Annotated in this window: 24 protein-coding genes; 14 read left to right on the top strand and 10 right to left on the bottom strand. The window is 53.9% G+C overall.

Annotated elements, in window-relative coordinates:
• Positions 1-57: 57 nt before the first annotated feature.
• Positions 58-564 (top strand): YbaK/prolyl-tRNA synthetase associated domain-containing protein, encoded by a 507-nt coding sequence (locus ACR42C_RS09255; RefSeq protein WP_479985038.1) that lies wholly within the window; start codon positions 58-60, stop codon positions 562-564.
• 8 nt (positions 565-572) lie between these two features.
• Here the strand turns inward: ACR42C_RS09255 and yoaI are convergent, their stop codons facing one another.
• On the bottom strand, positions 573-677 hold the full coding sequence (yoaI, locus tag ACR42C_RS09250; protein ID WP_226857506.1) for a small membrane protein YoaI: 105 nt from the start codon (positions 675-677) through the stop codon (positions 573-575).
• Positions 678-821: 144 nt separating this feature from the next.
• Between yoaI and ACR42C_RS09245 the strand changes: the two genes are divergently transcribed.
• Positions 822-1268: a DUF441 domain-containing protein gene (locus ACR42C_RS09245; RefSeq protein ID WP_316378932.1), complete on the top strand. Its 447-nt coding sequence runs from the start codon at positions 822-824 to the stop codon at positions 1266-1268.
• On the opposite strand, the gene ACR42C_RS09240 is transcribed toward ACR42C_RS09245, so the two are convergent.
• Positions 1252-2043, bottom strand: coding sequence for an AraC family transcriptional regulator (locus tag ACR42C_RS09240; protein WP_316378930.1), 792 nt, complete (start codon positions 2041-2043; stop codon positions 1252-1254). The two genes, ACR42C_RS09245 and ACR42C_RS09240, sit on opposite strands and share 17 nt — an antisense overlap.
• A gap of 99 nt (positions 2044-2142) precedes the next feature.
• Between ACR42C_RS09240 and ACR42C_RS09235 the strand changes: the two genes are divergently transcribed.
• Entirely contained in the window at positions 2143-3330 is a 1188-nt protein-coding gene (locus ACR42C_RS09235; protein ID WP_479985037.1) for a CynX/NimT family MFS transporter, read from the top strand.
• 32 nt (positions 3331-3362) lie between these two features.
• Here ACR42C_RS09235 and ACR42C_RS09230 read toward each other — a convergent pair whose 3' ends face one another.
• Complete coding sequence (locus ACR42C_RS09230; protein ID WP_163328882.1) at positions 3363-4070, bottom strand: CTP synthase C-terminal region-related (seleno)protein; 708 nt, start codon at positions 4068-4070, stop codon at positions 3363-3365.
• A gap of 101 nt (positions 4071-4171) precedes the next feature.
• On the opposite strand from ACR42C_RS09230, the gene ACR42C_RS09225 reads away from it, so the two are divergent.
• The gene (locus ACR42C_RS09225; RefSeq protein WP_166710793.1) at positions 4172-4516 is read left to right on the top strand and encodes a DUF488 domain-containing protein; all 345 of its coding nucleotides are present in this window, start codon (positions 4172-4174) and stop codon (positions 4514-4516) included.
• On the opposite strand, the gene ACR42C_RS09220 is transcribed toward ACR42C_RS09225, so the two are convergent.
• Together ACR42C_RS09220 and ACR42C_RS09215 are read right to left on the bottom strand one after the other, a co-directional pair.
• Positions 4517-4822, bottom strand: a complete 306-nt coding sequence (locus ACR42C_RS09220; RefSeq protein WP_163328879.1) for a nuclear transport factor 2 family protein — start codon at positions 4820-4822, stop codon at positions 4517-4519. It lies immediately after the preceding gene.
• Between the two features lie 80 nt (positions 4823-4902).
• Positions 4903-5157 carry a putative hemolysin gene (locus tag ACR42C_RS09215; protein WP_116340593.1) on the bottom strand — a complete coding sequence of 85 codons (255 nt, stop codon included), beginning with the start codon at positions 5155-5157 and terminating at the stop codon, positions 4903-4905.
• Between the two features lie 310 nt (positions 5158-5467).
• Between ACR42C_RS09215 and ACR42C_RS09210 the strand changes: the two genes are divergently transcribed.
• Both ACR42C_RS09210 and ACR42C_RS09205 read left to right on the top strand, forming a co-directional pair.
• Positions 5468-6487 carry a sensor domain-containing diguanylate cyclase gene (locus tag ACR42C_RS09210; RefSeq protein WP_233002374.1) on the top strand — a complete coding sequence of 340 codons (1020 nt, stop codon included), beginning with the start codon at positions 5468-5470 and terminating at the stop codon, positions 6485-6487.
• A 45-nt stretch (positions 6488-6532) separates the two neighbouring features.
• Positions 6533-6631 carry a YoaK family small membrane protein gene (locus tag ACR42C_RS09205; RefSeq protein WP_479985036.1) on the top strand — a complete coding sequence of 33 codons (99 nt, stop codon included), beginning with the start codon at positions 6533-6535 and terminating at the stop codon, positions 6629-6631.
• Between the two features lie 126 nt (positions 6632-6757).
• Here the strand turns inward: ACR42C_RS09205 and ACR42C_RS09200 are convergent, their stop codons facing one another.
• Positions 6758-7006 (bottom strand): GlsB/YeaQ/YmgE family stress response membrane protein, encoded by a 249-nt coding sequence (locus ACR42C_RS09200; protein WP_028012758.1) that lies wholly within the window; start codon positions 7004-7006, stop codon positions 6758-6760.
• Positions 7007-7284: 278 nt separating this feature from the next.
• A complete protein-coding gene (locus tag ACR42C_RS09195) occupies positions 7285-8769 on the bottom strand; it encodes a sensor domain-containing diguanylate cyclase (RefSeq protein ID WP_239508619.1) in 1485 nt (494 codons plus the stop codon).
• Positions 8770-8962: 193 nt separating this feature from the next.
• Here ACR42C_RS09195 and ACR42C_RS09190 point away from each other — a divergent pair, with 193 nt between their 5' ends.
• Positions 8963-10462: an EAL domain-containing protein gene (locus tag ACR42C_RS09190; protein ID WP_479985035.1), complete on the top strand. Its 1500-nt coding sequence runs from the start codon at positions 8963-8965 to the stop codon at positions 10460-10462.
• A gap of 1 nt (position 10463) precedes the next feature.
• Here the strand turns inward: ACR42C_RS09190 and ACR42C_RS09185 are convergent, their stop codons facing one another.
• The 3 genes from ACR42C_RS09185 to icd form a co-directional block, all read right to left on the bottom strand.
• Positions 10464-10709: a DUF2543 family protein gene (locus ACR42C_RS09185; protein WP_163328873.1), complete on the bottom strand. Its 246-nt coding sequence runs from the start codon at positions 10707-10709 to the stop codon at positions 10464-10466.
• A gap of 69 nt (positions 10710-10778) precedes the next feature.
• On the bottom strand, positions 10779-11126 hold the full coding sequence (locus ACR42C_RS09180; protein ID WP_302218808.1) for a DUF1304 domain-containing protein: 348 nt from the start codon (positions 11124-11126) through the stop codon (positions 10779-10781).
• A gap of 77 nt (positions 11127-11203) precedes the next feature.
• Positions 11204-12454 (bottom strand): NADP-dependent isocitrate dehydrogenase, encoded by a 1251-nt coding sequence (gene icd / locus ACR42C_RS09175; protein WP_302218809.1) that lies wholly within the window; start codon positions 12452-12454, stop codon positions 11204-11206.
• A gap of 117 nt (positions 12455-12571) precedes the next feature.
• Here icd and rluE point away from each other — a divergent pair, with 117 nt between their 5' ends.
• The 7 genes from rluE to phoQ all read left to right on the top strand — a co-directional run bounded on the left by rluE (position 12572) and on the right by phoQ (position 19167).
• Positions 12572-13225 carry a 23S rRNA pseudouridine(2457) synthase RluE gene (rluE, locus tag ACR42C_RS09170; RefSeq protein ID WP_163328871.1) on the top strand — a complete coding sequence of 218 codons (654 nt, stop codon included), beginning with the start codon at positions 12572-12574 and terminating at the stop codon, positions 13223-13225.
• Positions 13226-13234: 9 nt separating this feature from the next.
• Positions 13235-13708, top strand: a complete 474-nt coding sequence (locus ACR42C_RS09165; protein ID WP_316378925.1) for an NUDIX hydrolase — start codon at positions 13235-13237, stop codon at positions 13706-13708.
• Between the two features lie 40 nt (positions 13709-13748).
• Positions 13749-14861: a tRNA 2-thiouridine(34) synthase MnmA gene (gene mnmA / locus ACR42C_RS09160; protein WP_028012751.1), complete on the top strand. Its 1113-nt coding sequence runs from the start codon at positions 13749-13751 to the stop codon at positions 14859-14861.
• Between the two features lie 26 nt (positions 14862-14887).
• On the top strand, positions 14888-15517 hold the full coding sequence (gene hflD, locus ACR42C_RS09155; protein WP_013097081.1) for a high frequency lysogenization protein HflD: 630 nt from the start codon (positions 14888-14890) through the stop codon (positions 15515-15517).
• 19 nt (positions 15518-15536) lie between these two features.
• A complete protein-coding gene (purB, locus tag ACR42C_RS09150) occupies positions 15537-16907 on the top strand; it encodes an adenylosuccinate lyase (protein ID WP_014883421.1) in 1371 nt (456 codons plus the stop codon).
• A 124-nt stretch (positions 16908-17031) separates the two neighbouring features.
• The gene (gene phoP / locus ACR42C_RS09145) at positions 17032-17703 is read left to right on the top strand and encodes a two-component system response regulator PhoP (protein ID WP_116341160.1); all 672 of its coding nucleotides are present in this window, start codon (positions 17032-17034) and stop codon (positions 17701-17703) included.
• Positions 17704-19167, top strand: coding sequence for a two-component system sensor histidine kinase PhoQ (phoQ, locus tag ACR42C_RS09140; protein WP_116340611.1), 1464 nt, complete (start codon positions 17704-17706; stop codon positions 19165-19167).
• Positions 19168-19218 lie beyond the last annotated feature (51 nt).

The following is a 19218-nucleotide window of genomic DNA, read 5'->3' as shown; positions in this document are numbered from 1 at the left end:
GTTCATCCCGTGCTAATGTAGCAAGCTGCATACTGGATTATCACCGGGAAAATTGTGATGACTGACGACGTTTTTGGGGCAGGAACCCACCAGAAGCTGATTTCCTTACTCACCGAGCAGGGCGCGCGTTTTCGCGTCATGGAGCATGAGGCGGTCGGGAAATGTGAAGCGGTGAGTGAAATTCGCGGGACCGATCTGCGCCAGGGTGCAAAAGCCCTGGTCTGCAAAGTGAAGGGCAACGGCGTTAAAAAACACGTACTGGCGATTCTTGCCGCAGACCTGCAGGCCGATCTGAGCCAGCTTGCCAGCCATTTTGGCGGGCTTAAGGCTTCCCTCGCCAGCCCGGCCGAGGTTGATACCCTTACCGCCTGCGTTTTTGGCGCTATCCCGCCCTTTAGCTTCCATCCTGATTTAGCGCTGGTTGCAGACCCGCTGCTGTTTGAGCGTTTCGACGAAATCGCCTTTAACGCCGGCTTACTGGAGAAATCCGTGATTATGGATACCCAGGATTACCTGCGCATTGCCCGTCCTGAGCTTGTTAACTTCCATAAAGCGTCGTCGTGACGGCGCTGTCAGCCTTTTCGTTCCAGAAACAGGACGGAGGCGACGAGAATCGCGGCAATAGCGAAAAACGATGAGGAGATGATCAGCGCTTCAACAAACATGTGATCGTTCATGATGGCGGCCCCGTTGCGATACCTGCCTTCGTTTTAGTCCGCGTAAATGACAAGGTTATGACAGCAAGAGAATCTTTTTAAAACTGTCTTCCGCCGCTTTTCCGCGTACAGTAAGCAGGGTAACTATTCTGGCAAGGACTTCCCATGTTTGACCCTACTCTGCTCATTCTTCTGGCTCTCGCCGCGCTCGGGTTTATCAGCCATAACACCACAGTCGCCATCTCGATTCTGGTGCTGATTATTGTGCGCGTGACCCCGTTAAACACCTTTTTCCCGTGGATAGAAAAGCAAGGCCTCACCATCGGGATCATCATTTTAACCATCGGGGTGATGGCGCCCATTGCCGGCGGAACGCTTCCCGCCTCGACGTTACTACACTCGTTTGTGAACTGGAAATCGCTGGTGGCGATCGCGGTAGGCATTTTTGTCTCGTGGCTGGGCGGGCGCGGCGTTACGCTGATGAGCAGCCAGCCTTCACTGGTTGCCGGCCTGCTGGTGGGTACCGTGTTGGGCGTGGCGCTCTTTCGCGGCGTGCCGGTGGGCCCGCTGATTGCGGCAGGGCTGGTTTCCCTGTTTATCGGGAAGTCATAGTCAGGCTGGCCATATAACGTGCCGGCGTCTGGCCCAGCCCCTTCCTGAACATGGTAATAAACGCGGTGGTAGAGTCGTAGCCCAGCGACTGTGCCGCCTGCTGAACCGATTTCCCGCTTATCAGATGCTGTAACGCCAAAATCAGCTGCAGCTGGTGACGCCAGCGTCGAAAGCTTAAGCCGGTCTCTTTCACCACCAGCCGCGCCAGATTACGTTCGCTCATCGCAAAGTGGCTCGCCCACTGTGCCAGCGTCTGCCAGGCAGCGGGCTCTTCCGCCATCTTCTCGCTCATCAGCCGGATTTTAGGATGGGGTGAGACGGGCAGCTGCAGATGCTCCTGCCGCTGGAGCGGCAGCTCGTCAAAAAGGACATCCACCAGACGCGATGTGGCCGCAAGCTGAAGCTGTTCACGTGATTTCTCAGCCAGCGATAAAATCAGCTCCCGCACGAGGGGGGAAATTTTCAGAGTGCAGCAGCGGTCGGGCAGGCTGGCGGCACCTGGCTCAATGAACAAAAAGCAGAGCTGCGCCCCCGGCGTGGCCCTGTTGCTGTGCGGCATTTGGCCAGGGATCCAGACGGCATACTGAGGCGGTACCATCAGCATGGCATTTTCCACTTCGCAGGTAATGGCGCCGCCGAGGGCCAGAATCAGCTGCCCCTTACGGTGTTGATGCCGGGGAATATATTGTTCCTCCGCCACCACGCGGATGCGAAACGCGACGGCCGCATCGTGCTGGCTATCAGGATCGTAGCCGTCCAGTCCCAGACCAATCATCAGTTTGTCCGATATAAGCGATAAACTGTCATTTTAGCCTGATTTCAACCGCTGAAAAAATCGGTATTGTGTGCGCTCGCTTGAACGTATGAGAACACAATGACTACTGCTCTTCGCACCTCAGGAAAACACGGCGCGCTGTTAATCGCAGGCATCCTGATGATTGCCACCACGCTTCGCGTCACCTTTACCGGAGCAGCCCCGCTGCTCGATACTATTCGCCTCGATTATGGCTTAAGCACGGCGCAAACCGGTCTGCTGACCACCCTGCCCCTGCTGGCTTTCGCCCTTGTCTCGCCGCTCGCAGCAGGCGTTGCCCGGCGTATCGGCATGGAGCGCAGCCTGTTTGTCGCCTTGCTGCTGATTTGCGCCGGAATTGCGGTTCGCTCCCTGCCTTCCACCACCCTGCTTTTCGTCGGAACGGCGGTAATTGGCTGCGGGATCGCGCTCGGGAATGTGCTGCTGCCCGGCTTAATCAAACGTGATTTCCCGGGCCAGGTTGCCCGACTCACGGGCGCCTATTCCCTGACAATGGGCATCTCGGCGGCGTTTGGCTCAGCGATGATTGTTCCCCTGGCGCAGGGTAGCGCGGGCTGGCATGGCGCGCTGCTGATGCTGATGGCGTTTCCGCTGGTCGCGCTGCTGCTCTGGCTGCCCCAGTGGCGTCAGAAACACATTGCGACGGTAACAGGCGCCGGCGCGCTGCATAATCGCGCCATCTGGCGCTCGGCCCTCGCCTGGCAGGTGACGCTCTTTCTGGGGATTAACTCGCTGATTTACTACGTCATCATCGGCTGGCTGCCGGCGATATTGCTCAGCCACGGCTACAGCGAAGCGCAGGCCGGCTCGGTGCACGGGCTGTTGCAGCTGGCCACGGCCGTGCCTGGGCTTGCCGTGCCGCTGATCCTCCACCGTCTGAAAGATCAGCGAACCATTGCAGGCGCAGTGGCGCTGCTGTGCGCGGTAAGCGCGGCGGGGCTATGGTTTATGCCTGACATGGCGGTGATGTGGACGCTGGTGTTCGGCTTTGGTACCGGGGCAACGATGATCCTCGGCCTGACGTTTATCGGGCTGCGCGCCAGCACCGCGCACCAGGCCGCGGCGCTGTCAGGTATGGCGCAGTCGATTGGCTATCTGCTCGCCGCCTGCGGTCCGCCGCTGATGGGTAAAATTCACGATTCGACTGGAGACTGGCGCATCCCGCTTCTCGCCTGCGCGCTGGCCGCTGTCGTCATGGCCATCTGCGGCGTACTTGCCGGGCGCGACCGCGAAATCACGCCTCGTTAAACACGGTGGCAGACCATAGGGTCTGCCTTTTTTTAACCGCGCGCCGCGCGCAGCATTGCCTGCACCAGCACCACCGGACGCCCTTCCAGCGCAGCACGCTCGTGCTGGAATAAGGTGATCACAAAGAACGGATGGGTCACCAGCTCCGCAGCGCGGATTTCCCCCTGCTCGTCCCAGCCCGTCACGCGCATATCACCGCTCTCCAGTTCCTGCGCAAACGCCGCCGACACGCCATAGTTACAGTGATAACCCTCAACGATTTCCGGCTTTCCGTAGGCCTTCGCGATCAGCGTATTATTACGCAGCTCAATGGCATCGGTTTTTTCCACCAGCGAGCAGGTCAGCGGCGCAATCACCATCGTGCCTTCGGTATCCGTCTCAGCATGTGCCGCGTCGCTCCAGCCCAGCATGTTACGGGCATACTCAATCAACGCATGCTGGAATCCACCGCAGGTGCCCAGGAACGGAATGCTGTTTTCACGCGCGTAGCGTGCGGCAATAAAGGCCGCCTCGGTGTTTTTATAGGGGCTTGCGGGAACCAGCCAGATGGCATCGTAGCCCACCAGATCCTCAGAACTGGTTAATTCCGTGGTGGCTAGCCAGTCGTAATCGGCGGTGAGGTCAAGGACCGCGGCGGCGTCGTCAATGGCCAGTGGGATCGCCTTGTGTGCAATAACATCAGGATTGTAATCGCCAACCAGCGCAATGCGCAGCGTCGTTTTAACCGGGAGGTGTTCCATGAAAGGTTCCTTATGCCAGAGTATTATCAGATAACATAAGGAACCTCAGACTACCGATCTTCTGCAATTATCACAATACCTTAAATTGGGAGGGTGGAATCATGATCCAATGCAAACGCGTCTATGAGCAGGCAAGCCCGGACGATGGCTATCGGGTTCTGGTGGACAGGCTCTGGCCCCGCGGGATGAAAAAAACGGACCTCGCGTATGACGAATGGTGCAAAACACTCACGCCGTCCAGTGCGTTACGCAAGGACTTTCATAGCGAAGCGATTGATTTCGCGGCGTTCACTCAAGCCTACAAGGAAGAGCTGGCGCAGCATAAGGACGAAGGAGAGCGTCTGGCGGCGCTGGCGAACAAGCAGACCGTAACCCTGCTCTACGGCGCGAAAGACACGAAGCAGAATCACGCTCTGGTTTTAGCCGACTGGCTGCGCCATCTGTGATCAGCCGACCGCCAGCGCATCCTGGATTTGTGGAGCTTCGTCCGGGGTGAGCGGCATCAGGTGTTCGGCACGAACAAACGCAAAGCCGTGCTGATTGTCAAAGGCGTAAACATCACCCGTCACCAGCCAGAGCGCGCGGTCCGCGCTTGCGGGCAACTGCGTCATCACGCCGTTGACCGGGTTAACGAAACGCAGGCCTGGCTGGCAAAGACCAAATAGCTCAACAGATTTACCAATATTGCGACGTCCAGACGCCGTACGGGCACCGATGATCATCGCCATGCTGCCCGGTTTAAGCTGAAACATACTTCTCTCGCGGTAACGGTAGCCAGGTACTGGCTAAGATTAATCCTAAAGAGAAGTGTATCGCAGGCGGTATCCGTCTGTCACCTGGCGGGTTGCGGATGATCGCGACGATAGAGCGTCCATTCGTCGATCGCTTCACCGCCAGGCAGCCTGCACTCGGTGCGGACACCCTGCGGGCTTTGAATCGGGACCTGTTCCCCACCCTTTTCAAGGCAGTAAACGGAAGCCGGGTTCGCCATGCCTACGGCGTGCGGCGGTTTCGGGGCGTCGGGTGGGGTTGTTTTTGCGGTGCAGGCAACCAGGGGAAGCGCCAGCGCCAGAAGCAGAAATCTCATCTCATTGATCCTTTTAGCATCATCGTAAGCTAAGGGTAACGGCTTGTCGCCGTATTCTCCATGATTTCTCCATTCTAACTGCACTTTTCAGCGCTATAGTCCGGCATGTTCTCACTATGACCAGAGAACATCATTCCGTAATCAAGATGTCTTTGCCCCGTTCACAACAACGGGGCTTTTTTCCCCGCTTAATCCCCCTTCTTTCAGCCTGTATTAAATTTTCTGCATTCATGTTTAACTATGCCGGAAGCCTACGAATTCAGCATAGCATGCAGATGCAGACGTCTTCTGCTGGGAGTCTTTCTACGTCATGTCGGATATTATCCTTGCCCGTGTTTCAGAAACCCTCGCCACTGAACAATCCCTTGAAGGTCTCGTTCGTCAGCTGCTGGAGATGCTGGAGATCGTGACGGATATGGAGTCGACTTACCTCACTAAGATCGATATCGAAGCCCGACTGCAGCATATCCTGTATGCCCGCAACAGCAAGCAGATGACAATCCCTGAGGGGCTGAGCGTCCCGTGGGATGAAACTCTGTGTAAGCGTGCGCTGGACAGTGATACCGTATTCAGCAACGACGTTCCCGAACGCTGGCCAGAGTGCGAAGCGGCGAAAGCGCTCGGCATTACGACCTACATGAGTATTCCTGTCCATCTTGCGGATGGTTCACTCTACGGAACGCTCTGTGCCACCAGCACGGCCAGAAAGCCGCTTAGCGAGCGCGGTGAACAGGTTCTGAAGTTATTCGCCGGGCTGATTGCCCAGTCCATCCAGAAAGAGTCTCTGGTGACCCAGCTTCGTGAAGCCAATGCGGCCCTTATTGCACACTCCTACACAGATGCCCTTACAGGGTTACCCAACCGTCGCGCCATTTTTGAGGATCTCACCACCCTGTTTTCACTGGCGCGACATCTGAAACGTAACGCCATCATTGCCTTTATCGATCTGGATGATTTCAAGCTGATTAACGATCGCTACGGGCATGAAGCAGGCGACCAGTTCCTGATTGAAGTGGGCAAGCGTTTGACCGCAGAAAAACAGCAGGACGATATCATCGGTCGGCTGGGCGGCGATGAGTTTCTGGTGGCCTCCCTGAGCAATGCCGGGAATGAGGAGCAAATTAACCTTCTCAGAACGCGTCTCAGCGCCCGCATTGCGGGGGAATACTGGCTGGGTACCATCAGCATCATTTATCCGGGCGCCAGCCTCGGCGTTATCGAAGTGGATCCCGGGGTAACCGATCCGGACAGTGCGTTACGTGCCGCAGATATCGCGATGTATCAGGATAAGAAAGGAAAAAGCAAAACAGGCTTTCTCGTTATGGATTAACCCCGTACACTCTACGGCGTTACAGAAACCGAAACAGGTGATGATATGAGAATAGGGATCCTCTTCCCGGTCGTTATTTTTATAACGGCGGTAGTCTTTCTGGCGTGGTTTTTTGTCGGTGGTTACGCAGCTCCGGGGGGATAAATGAGAAAAACCACCCTCATTATGTTGCTCGTTGCCGTCGTGGCGTTTGCCGGCACACAGTTTGGCTGGTGGTAAACCCGCTACGTAAAAAGGCCGCCATCTGGCAGCCTTTTTAACGCTTCAGTATTAGCTTTTGATCTTTCTGTAGATAAACAGCACAACCAGCGCGCCGATCACCGCGACCGCGAAACTGCCGAAGTTAAAGCCATCGACTTTACCAAAACCGAACAGCGTACTGATCCAACCGCCGACTACCGCGCCGACAATACCCAGTATTATGGTGACGATAAACCCACCGCCATCTTTGCCCGGCATGATCCACTTCGCCAGAATACCCGCAATAAGCCCAAAGATAATCCAGGATAAAATTCCCATAACTTTCCTCTCTGTATGGTTTTTGTCATTAAATCAACGACACAAAAAGGATAGCACAGGATCTGAGAAAGGAAATTTGTGATAAGCCTCACAGAGAGCATGTGAACATTTCTTCATCAATATGCCCTTCCACAAGAAATGTGGGGTTGCATCTTTTGTTGAGAAAGATTATCTTTCTCAACACTGAATAGTTGAGAAAAACACTCAGGTATTCAGTACGACATTGCTCACATTGCTTCCAGTATTTCTTGCCCACTCATGAGTGGGCTTTTTTTTGATCATGCCCCAACAAAAGCGTGCCGGTTGCGTCCCCCGCGTTTTGCCTGATAGAGCGCCTGGTCGGCAGCATTAATAATATTCTGCTGGCTATCCGCGATGTTGACAGCACGCGCACTGGAGATCCCTACGCTTACCGTGACCCGCCCGAAGGGGCTAAACGCGTGTTCAATTTGCTGAGAGAAAACATTGCGAATAATCGTCTGCGCAAGGCGGAGCGCCTCCTGAATATCCGTTTCAGGCAAAATCAACGCAAACTCCTCCCCGCCATAGCGCGCCACAATCTGGTTGTCCCGAGTGAGACTTTCCCTGAGGCAGTTTCCCAGCAACGCCAGGCATCTGTCTCCTTCCGGATGGCCGTAGTTATCGTTGTACTTTTTGAAGTAGTCCACATCCACAAGGAGCAGCGAAACCGGCGCGTCCTTTACCGCACACGCCGCAATTTCCGAGAGAATTTTTTCATCAAAGATGCGCCTGTTATAAAGCCCTGTCAGCGCATCCTCCGAGGCAATAATTTTTAGCGCTTTGTTATCCCGTGTTTTTCTGGATAAATCGGAATAGAGGAAACAGGACGCCACGATGAGTGTCGCGGTAAAGACCAAAATAAGTGCGGCAAGCTGAATCGCCTGCTTGCGCCACGGTGAAAGGGCTTCATCGATGCTTACCGCTACCGTCGTAACCAGTCCGTAGCGTCTGTTTTTCTCATAGGCATAAATGCGTTCGATTTTATCAAACCGGGAGACAGAGCTGGCTATACCTGTATTTTGTACCTTGAGGTATTTTCTGAAGAGAGGTGAATCAGAAAAAATCGTACCGATATAGTTATTTTTAAAAGGATAACGAATCAGTAAAACGCCTGCTTGTGTCGTTAAACCGATAACACCCGCGTGACCAATATTTATCTGTCCATACAGGGCCAGAAAATTTTCGATACCCAGTGTCACCACCACAACACCGTTAAACGCACCGGTATGGGTTTCAAGTCGTCGGCTAAGGGTAATAACCCATTTACCATTGGTTCTGCTTATCACCGGCTCACCAATATAAATCTGCTGACTTTTATTTTCCTTGTGATAGACAAAAAATGCCCTGTCCGCGCCTTTACGGGGACCCGCAAAATTTTTGTGCAACGCGGTGAAGATATCCCCATGCGCATCATAGACAACTACATTATTAATCTGAGTGAGAAGATTATCCTGATTGCTTATCATTCGCTGAATATTGATCGCCTGTTGAGGGGTCATGCCATAAATTTCAATTGTGTCGGAAACGGTGGTAATCAACATTTCACTTTGGCGGATGATCCCTTCAGTGTAGACGTTCAGGGTATGGCTCAAATTGGCAACGCTGGTATTGATCTGCTGGATTGACTGCTGTCGGGACGTGGCAATCTGGACGGCAAGCGACAATGAAACGATCAGTGAGACAATGATGACGGTAATGGTTGTTGTGTAAAAAGTATTTTTCACATGCACGAGCTTTTCCACCTTATCACGCCAGTCATCCCTGGCTGACAACTGTTGTCACTGTAACAAAGCTCTGGTTAAGAGGAAAATGAATTGCACTTAGGCAGGCGTTCATTTCTCTGGAGTAGCCCGGCTGCCGTTATTATCACGCTTGTAGCTTGCCCTGCCTGTGTTAAGATTTGAGAAATCAGGGAGCAGACAGGGTATCCGGAAAATGAAAAAGATCATTGCCGTTGCTATCGTTTCAGCGTTTCTGGTCTTCCTGTCTCTTTATGCGGTCAACGCGGTTATCGTGGGTCAGCAGAAAAGCAAGCAGCTTGAAATTTCCCGTACCCTTTTACACTATTCGGAAAGTTTGACCCAGAGCGTGGCACAGACACTCAAAAGCCTGAGCGCTCAGGGATGTGACAAAAGCAGTCTCGATCGCTACAGGCAGATAAAGCTTGAAAGCCGCTATCTTGCAGACATCGGTTATATAGAACAGGGGAAAATAATCTGTACCGCTTTTTGGGGAAAACTCGCTAATCCTGTCCCGCTTCCTGCAGAACTGCATAAAACGCCCAGAGGATTCCTCCTCGCGCAATTTTCCAGAAAAGATTTTTTTACCGGCAATGCGGCCATCTATAATAATCTTATTATCTTCACCTCCCGCAACGCTTACGATAAATTCATCCCGGTCACCGCAAACTACTCTCTCAGCACAACCACAAAAGACTTCGGCAGAATATTTTTTTCGGCGACCCCGGAGTTAAAAAAGCAGAGCGGACTGCATTCCTCTTTGTTTACCCTTACACTCACCCAGTGCAGCGCATCCTGGGATTTGTGCGTCATTGTGAAGCACCACAATGCGGGACTGGCCTCCCTGTCGCCCGTCGTGTTTACCGTGCTCGCGGCCATTTTATGTTTTATCTGGGTGGCGATAACGCTATTTTTCTTTCGACTCAATGAAGATCGATTCTCACTGGAGCGGACGCTGGTTAAAGCCGTTTTTACCAACACTATCGGCGTGCACTACCAGCCTATTGTCAGGATTCAGGATAAAAAAATAGTGGGTGTGGAAGTTTTGTCCCGATGGCGTGATGTAAAATACGGTGACGTCTCCCCGGAGCTGTTTATTCCACTAATCAAAAAAATAGGCCTGTATAAAAAATACTACATTAACATTCTCGAAAAATCCCTTGCGGATATCGCACCGCTTGTTATTAAACATCGACTGGTGGTTTCACTCAATGTAGGAAGAACGGAAATAGAAGATGGACAATTTATCAGCATCTTACGCCGTCTGTGTTTAGCTAATAACATTCCCCTGTCTCTGGTTAAAATCGAGCTTTCTGAAAAAGCCGTTTCCACGGAGACTATTCTGGAGGATTTTTGTAAGGAGTTAAAATCGCTTGGCGTAAAGATATCCATTGATGACTTCGGGGTGCAAAACTCAAACCTGGCCCGACTCTCTCTTCTGGAATATGATGAGATCAAAATCGACAAGTCGCTGGTCGACGGCATCAGCGAGCATTATAAGCAGAATATTTTTGTTATCTTTTGTGACGCCCTCGCAAAACTGAATAAAACGCTTGTTTTCGAAGGCGTTGAGAGCGAAATACAGTATCGCTTTATTGCAGAAAGATATCCCGAGGCTTTCGTTCAGGGATGGTATTTCTCAAAATCGGTCACCCGGAGTGAGCTTGCGAAGCAGCTCACTGGTATCGCTCGGTAGGTTATTCATTTCCCCACTGATTGAGGAAATTCGCAATATCATCAATACGTTCGGCATGTACTCCAGCTTCACGCGCCATCTCTTGCTGGGCTTCCTCATCAATCTCCTCATTATTCGACAAACGCGTGAGAAGCAGCTGGAAATAATGCGCCAGCGGGTCCTGCTCCGATTCACTCACGGGCTTTGTCGCTTCCGTCGCGTATTCTTCGACGATGTCATAATACTTCAGTGGGATTTCGTTATTCATAACAGTGTTAACCTCTCAGGGTGAAGCCAAAAGTATATCCGACGACGGACGGTTGACCAACGCGTTGCGTCAGAGAAGCAGCGCAAGCAGGGCCGCGAGAGCAGGTAATGCCTGAACGTACAGTATCTTCCGGCTGGCCGTCACTGCGCCAAAGAGACCGGCAATCAGCACGCAGACCAGGAAGAAGATGGCCACATGGACGCCTTTTTCGCCAAGCCAGAGGCTCCAGACCAGGCCCGCCGCCAGAAAACCATTATAGAGCCCCTGATTCGCGGCCAGCACGCGGGTTTCCCGCGCAAAGTCGGGACGCAAATTAAAGGCCTTGTGCCCTGTTCTGGTGTTCCACAGGAACATTTCCAGCACAAGAATGTAGACATGGATGAATGCAACGACAGCAATAAGAACAGTAGCGAGCATCGTGTTATTTCCTGCAGGCAGAGGCAAAAAAAACGGGAACCCTCAGGCCCCCGCTCTTGTTAAACCCAGAATCTGGATTACATGTTCGCGATGATCGCGTCGCCAAACTCTGAACATTTCAGCAGCTTAGCGCCTTCCATCAGACGTTCGAAGTCATAGGTGACGGTTTTGGCGTTAATCGCGCCTTCCATACCTTTAACGATCAGGTCTGCGGCTTCGAACCATTCCATATGACGCAGCATCATCTCTGCGGACAGGATGATAGAGCCTGGGTTCACTTTGTCCTGCCCGGCATATTTAGGCGCAGTACCGTGGGTCGCTTCGAACAGGGCGCACTCGTCACCGATGTTCGCACCAGGGGCGATACCGATACCGCCAACCTGCGCTGCCAGGGCGTCAGAAATGTAGTCACCGTTCAGGTTCATACAGGCAATGACGTCGTATTCTGCAGGACGCAGCAGGATCTGCTGCAGGAACGCATCGGCGATCACATCTTTAATGATGATCTCTTTGCCGGTGTTCGGGTTCTTAATCTTCTGCCACGGGCCGCCGTCGATCAACTCACCGCCGAACTCTTCGGTCGCCAGCTGGTAGCCCCAGTCTTTGAACGCGCCTTCGGTGAACTTCATGATGTTGCCCTTGTGAACCAGGGTCACAGAGTCACGGTCGTTGGTGATCGCATATTCGATGGCCGCACGCACCAGACGTTTGGTCCCTTCTTCGGAGCACGGCTTGATGCCGATACCGCAATGCTCAGGGAAGCGAATTTTCTTCACGCCCATCTCTTCGCGCAGGAATTTAATCACTTTTTCTGCGTCAGCAGAGTCCGCTTTCCATTCGATACCCGCGTAGATGTCTTCTGAGTTTTCGCGGAAGATAACCATGTCGGTCAGTTCAGGGTGCTTAACCGGGCTTGGGGTGCCCTGATAGTAACGAACCGGACGCAGACACACGTACAGGTCAAGCTCCTGACGCAGTGCCACGTTCAGTGAACGGATGCCGCCACCAACTGGGGTAGTCAGTGGGCCTTTAATAGCAACGCGGTATTCGCGGATCAGGTCCAGCGTTTCCGCTGGCAGCCAGACGTCCTGGCCATAAACTTGAGTCGATTTCTCACCGGTGTAAATTTCCATCCAGGAAATTTTACGCTCGCCTTTGTAGGCTTTCTCAACAGCGGCATCAACCACTTTCAGCATTGCCGGGGTAACGTCTACGCCGATACCATCACCTTCGATGAACGGGATAATCGGATTGTGAGGAACGTTAATCTTGCCGTTTTGCAGGGTGATCTTTTTACCTTCCGCCGGAACAACTACTTTGCTTTCCATTAACCTCTCCTTCGAGCGCTTCTGGTTGTTACTGATCTTATGTTAATAAATTGTAATGAGCCCTTCGATAGTACCTGATTGTCCTGCGCCATGAAAGGTCTTCGTTATTAGGCTATAATGCGGCAATTGATAACGCCTGAAAATACCATGAAGAAAACTTCTTTTACAAAACACCGGGTTGAGCGATTCAGCTCGCGACAAGCCACCAGACGACCCCAGCAAACCCAGCCGAAGCGGGTGATTTTGTTCAATAAACCCTACGATGTTTTGCCGCAGTTCACCGATGAGGCCGGGCGCAGCACGCTGAAGGATTACATCCCCGTTCAGGGTGTTTACGCCGCCGGGCGTCTGGACCGGGACAGCGAAGGACTTTTGGTCTTAACCAATGACGGCGCTCTGCAGGCGAAGCTCACGCAGCCGGGCAAACGCACCGGAAAAATTTACTTCGTGCAGGTCGAGGGCGAGCCGGACGAAGAGACGCTGGCAAAATTACGCAGCGGCGTGACGCTGAACGACGGCCCCACCCTGCCCGCCGGTATTGAACGCGTGAATGAGCCGGAGTGGCTGTGGCCGCGTAACCCACCCATTCGCGAGCGCAAATCCATCCCGACAAGCTGGCTCAAAATCACCCTGTATGAAGGCCGCAACCGTCAGGTGAGGCGCATGACCGCACACGTCGGCTTCCCTACCCTGCGTCTGATTCGCTATGCCATGGGCAGCTATACGCTGGATACGCTGGCAAACGGCGAATGGCGCGACGTTGCCCCTTAAGGAGAAACGATGTTTAAACCTCATGTTACGGTCGCCTGCGTGGTGCATGCGCAGGGAAAATTCCTCGTTGTGGAAGAGAGCATCAACGGCAAGGCGCTGTGGAATCAGCCTGCCGGGCATCTTGAAGCCAATGAAACGTTGCTGCAGGCCGCGAAGCGCGAGCTCTGGGAAGAGACGGGCATTCACGCTGAACCGCAGCACTTCATCCGCATGCACCAGTGGATTGCTCCCGACAGCACCCCATTCCTGCGCTTTTTATTTGCCGTTGAGCTTAGCGAAACGTGCGCCACTGAACCGCACGATGACGATATCGATCGCTGCCTGTGGGTCACCGCCGAGGAGATCCTGAACGCGCCAAACCTGCGCTCACCGCTGGTTGCGGAAAGCATCCGCTGCTGGCAGTCAGACGCGCGCTTGCCGCTGGGTGTCATCGGAGAATTTAACTGGCCGTTTACAGAGGGTGTCATCGGTGGGGGGGCGTGATAGAATACGCCGCCTTGAAGTTCAATGTCGTGAGTATTCCATGTCAGATAACAGCCAGAAAAAAGTGATCGTCGGCATGTCCGGCGGTGTCGATTCCTCCGTTTCCGCCTACCTGTTACAGCAACAGGGCTATAAGGTGGAGGGCCTGTTCATGAAGAACTGGGAGGAAGACGATGGCGAGGAATACTGCACTGCCGCTGCGGATCTCGCCGATGCGCAGGCCGTATGCGATAAGCTCGGCATTGAACTGCATACCGTTAACTTTGCCGCAGAATACTGGGATAACGTCTTTGAACTGTTCCTTGAAGAGTACAAAGCAGGCCGCACCCCGAACCCGGATATTCTGTGCAACAAAGAGATCAAATTTAAAGCCTTCCTGGAATTCGCCGCGGAAGATCTGGGCGCAGACTACATTGCGACCGGTCACTACGTGCGTCGTGCAGACGTGAATGGCAAAAGCCAGCTGCTGCGCGGCCTGGACGGCAACAAAGATCAGAGCTACTTCCTTTATACGCTGAGCCACGAACAGATTGCGCAAAGCCTGTTCCCGGTTGGCGAACTGGAAAAACCGGAAGTGCGTAAAATCGCTGAAGAGCTGGACCTGATCACCGCGAAGAAAAAAGACTCTACCGGTATCTGCTTTATCGGCGAGCGAAAGTTCCGTGATTTCCTTGGCCGCTACCTCCCTGCGCAGCCGGGTAAAATTGTCACCGTTGATGGCGACGAGATTGGTCAGCATCAGGGGCTGATGTACCACACCTTAGGCCAGCGTAAAGGCCTGGGTATTGGCGGGACCAAAGAAGGCAGCGAAGATCCGTGGTACGTGGTCGACAAAGACGTCGAAAACAATATTCTGGTGGTGGCTCAGGGTCACGACCACCCGCGTCTGATGTCCGTTGGCCTTATCGCACAGCAGCTGCACTGGGTCGATCGCGAGCCGCTGAAAGGCACGCTGCGCTGCACGGTGAAAACGCGCTACCGCCAGACCGATATTCCTTGCACCATCACCGCGCTTGATGATGACCGTATTGACGTGCGTTTCGACGAGCCGGTCGCCGCCGTTACCCCGGGCCAGTCTGCTGTCTTCTACAGCGGTGAGATCTGCCTGGGCGGCGGGATCATTGAACAGCGCCTGCCGCTGCCCGCTGTTTAAACGATTGCACACATAAAGGAGACCGTGTGGCGAAGAATTACTATGACATCACCCTGGCGCTGGCGGGAATTTGCCAGTCAGCTCGTCTGGTGCAACAGCTGGCGCATCAGGGTCACTGCGACGCTGACGCCCTGCACGTTTCGCTCAACAGCGTTATCGACCTCAACCCCGGTTCAACTCTGGGTGTGTTCGGCGGCAGTGAAACCAATCTTCGTCTCGGTCTTGAAACCCTGCTTGGCGTACTTAACGCCAGCAGCCGTCAGGGGTTAAACGCGGAGCTGACCCGCTACACCTTAAGCCTGATGGTGCTGGAGCGTAAGCTGAGCGCCGCGAAAGGCGCGCTTAATACCCTGGGCGATCGCATCGCCGGGTTACAGCGTCAGCTCGACCATTTCGACCTGCAGTCCGAAACGCTGCTGAGCGCCATGGCGGGCATTTACGTTGATGTCATCAGCCCGCTGGGCCCGCGTATTCAGGTCACCGGATCCCCTGCCGTACTGCAAAGTCCGCAGGTACAGGCAAAAGTGCGCGCGTCCCTGCTGGCAGGGATCCGCGCTGCCGTGCTGTGGCACCAGGTTGGCGGTGGCCGCCTGCAGTTAATGTTTTCTCGTAATCGCCTGACCACTCAGGCAAAACAAATTCTTGCTCATTGTTAACCTCCCGGAGTTGCGAATTATGGAATTATCCTCACTGACCGCCGTATCCCCTGTCGATGGACGCTACGGCGATAAAGTCAGCGCGCTGCGCGGGATCTTCAGCGAATATGGTTTGCTGAAGTTCCGTGTTCAGGTTGAAGTACGCTGGCTGCAGAAGCTGGCCGCCCAGGCAGCAATCAAGGAAGTTCCTGCTTTTGATGAAAAGGCAAACGATTACCTTGATAAAATCGTTGCTGAATTTAGCGAAGAAGACGCCGCGCGTATTAAGACCATTGAACGCACCACCAACCACGACGTGAAAGCGGTTGAGTACTTCCTGAAAGAGAAAGTGGAAAGCGTCCCTGCCCTGCACGCGGTATCCGAATTCATTCACTTCGCCTGTACTTCCGAAGATATCAACAACCTGTCTCACGCGCTGATGCTCTCCACCGCGCGTAAAGAGGTTGTGTTGCCTTACTGGCGTAAAATCATCGACGCGGTGAAAGCACTCTCCGTGGAATACCGCGATATTCCACTGCTTTCCCGTACCCATGGCCAGCCGGCCACCCCATCCACCATGGGTAAAGAGATGGCGAACGTGGCGTACCGCATGGAGCGCCAGTATCGTCAGCTGGAACAGGTTGAGATTCTGGGCAAAATCAACGGCGCGGTCGGTAACTATAACGCCCACATCGCCGCTTACCCGGAAGTGGACTGGCACCAGTTCAGCGAAGAGTTCGTGACCTCGCTGGGCATTCAGTGGAACCCGTACACCACCCAGATTGAGCCGCACGACTACATCGCCGAGCTGTTTGACTGCATCGCGCGCTTCAACACCATCCTGATCGACTTCGATCGTGACGTTTGGGGCTACATCGCGCTGAACCACTTCAAGCAGAAAACCATCGCCGGTGAAATCGGCTCCTCCACCATGCCGCACAAAGTGAACCCCATCGACTTCGAAAACTCTGAAGGCAACCTGGGCCTGGCGAATGCCGTGCTGCAGCATATGGCGAGCAAACTGCCGGTTTCCCGCTGGCAGCGCGACCTGACCGACTCCACCGTACTGCGTAACCTGGGCGTGGGCATCGGCTACGCGCTGATCGCGTATCAGTCCACCCTGAAAGGCGTGAGCAAACTGGAAGTGAACCGCGATCGTCTGCTGGACGAACTGGATCACAACTGGGAAGTGCTGGCAGAGCCGATTCAGACCGTGATGCGCCGTTACGGTATCGAAAAGCCGTACGAGAAGCTGAAAGAGCTGACCCGCGGTAAACGCGTTGACGCCGAAGGCATGAAGCAGTTTATCGACGGTCTGGCACTGCCGGAAGAAGAGAAAACCCGCCTGAAAGCCATGACCCCGGCGAATTACATTGGCCGCGCCATCACCATGGTTGACGAGCTGAAATAACGTCCTTCCCCCCCCTTTCCGCCCGGAAAGGGGGTTGCTTTTCCCCGGTTTACTGAATGTTTATCCCCACAGCAACATAATCAGCGTTAAACTATTCATACTATTTATTCCCGGAGAAAAGATGATGCGCGTACTGGTTGTTGAGGATAACGCATTGCTACGCCACCACCTGAAGGTTCAGCTTCAGGAGATGGGACATCAGGTGGACGATGCTGAAGATGCAAAAGAAGCCGATTATTATCTCAATGAACACCTGCCGGACATCGCCATTGTCGATTTAGGCCTGCCTGATGAAGACGGCCTGTCGTTAATTCGTCGCTGGCGCAGCCATGATGTTTCTCTGCCGGTTCTGGTTCTGACGGCACGCGAAGGCTGGCAGGACAAAGTTGAAGTGCTCAGCGCCGGTGCGGATGATTACGTCACCAAACCGTTCCATATTGAAGAAGTGGCGGCGCGCATGCAGGCGCTGTTACGCCGCAACAGCGGGCTGGCTTCACAGGTTATCTCCATTCCGCCTTTCCAGGTGGATCTCTCCCGGCGCGAGCTCTCAATTAACGATGAAGCGATCAAGCTGACCGCATTCGAATACACCATTATGGAAACGCTGATCCGTAACAGCGGCAAGGTAGTGAGCAAAGACTCCTTAATGCTCCAGCTCTACCCTGACGCTGAGCTGCGCGAGAGTCACACCATCGACGTGCTGATGGGGCGTTTGCGTAAGAAAATTCAGGCGCAGTATCCGCAGGATGTGATTACCACCGTCCGCGGTCAGGGCTACCTGTTTGAATTACGCTAAATGAGACGGATTTTGCGCCATATTCTGCCCCTCTCGCTGCGGGTTCGCTTTTTACTGGCTACGGCCGCGGTGGTGTTGGTGCTGTCGCTCTCCTACGGTATGGTCGCCCTCGTAGGGTACAGCGTCAGCTTCGATAAAACGACCTTTCGTCTGTTACGCGGCGAAAGCAATCTGTTTTATACCCTGGCGAAATGGGAAGACAACCACATCACCGTTGAAATGCCGGAAAATCTGAATCAGCAGAGTCCAACCCTGGCCATGATTTATAACGAAAAGGGAAAGTTGCTTTGGGCGCAGCGCGATATTCCGTGGCTGGTCAATAGCATTCGTCCTGAATGGCTCAAAACCAACGGATTTCATGAGATTGAAGCCGATCTCAACACCACCAGCACCCTGATCCGCGAAGATCGCTCAATGCAGCAAAAGCTCAATGAAATCCGCGCTGACGATGCCGAGACGGAGATGACGCACTCGGTGGCGATCAATATCTACCCGGCGACCATGAACATGCCGCAGTTGACCATTGTGGTGATTGACACCATCCCGGTTGAGCTAAAACGTTCCTATAAGGTCTGGGGCTGGTTCGTTTATGTTCTCGCCGCAAACCTGCTGCTGGTGATCCCGCTGCTTTGGGTGGCGGCGTGGTGGAGCTTGCGTCCTATTGAGTCCCTGGCGCGAGAGGTGCGCGAGCTTGAGGAACATCATCGTGAAAAGCTCAACCCGGAGACCACCCGTGAGCTGACCAGCCTGGTGCGTAACCTCAATCGCCTGCTGAAAAGCGAGCGTGAACGCTATGATAAGTACCGTACGACCCTGACCGACCTCACGCACAGCCTGAAAACGCCGCTGGCCGTGATGCAAAGCACTCTGCGTTCAATGCGCAGCTCAAAGCTGAGCGTCGATGATGCCGAGCCGGTGATGCTGGAACAGATCAGCCGAATCTCGCAGCAAATTGGCTATTATCTGCACCGCGCCAGCATGCGTTCCGGCAGCGCGCTCCTGAGCCGCGAGCTGCACCCGGTAGCCCCGCTGCTGGATAATCTCACGTCCGCGCTCAACAAGGTGTATCAGCGTAAAGGGGTGAATATCAGCCTCGATATTTCGCCTGAGATTAGCTTTGTCGGCGAAAAAAATGACTTTATGGAAGTGATGGGCAACCTGTTGGATAACGCCTGCAAGTACTGCCTGGAGTTTGTGGAAGTGTCGGCGCGCCAGACGGATAACGAATTACATATTATCGTCGAGGATGATGGCCCGGGGATCCCGCGCAATAAACGTGATGTGGTGTTCGATCGCGGTCAGCGTGCGGATACGCTGCGTCCCGGTCAGGGGGTGGGATTAGCCGTGGCCCGCGAGATTGTCGACCAGTACGATGGCAAAATCGAAACCAGCGAAAGCTTGCTGGGTGGGGCCAGAATGGAAGTGATTTTTGGTCGACAGCAGCCCACTTCGGACGATAGTTAACCCGTTATGTGAAAAATGCGAGGATCTCGCAGCCGGGGGCCTGAGCTTCCG

The organism is Enterobacter sp. MG-EB028 (assembly GCF_056673305.1).
This window is presented reverse-complemented; position numbering and strand designations above follow the sequence as displayed.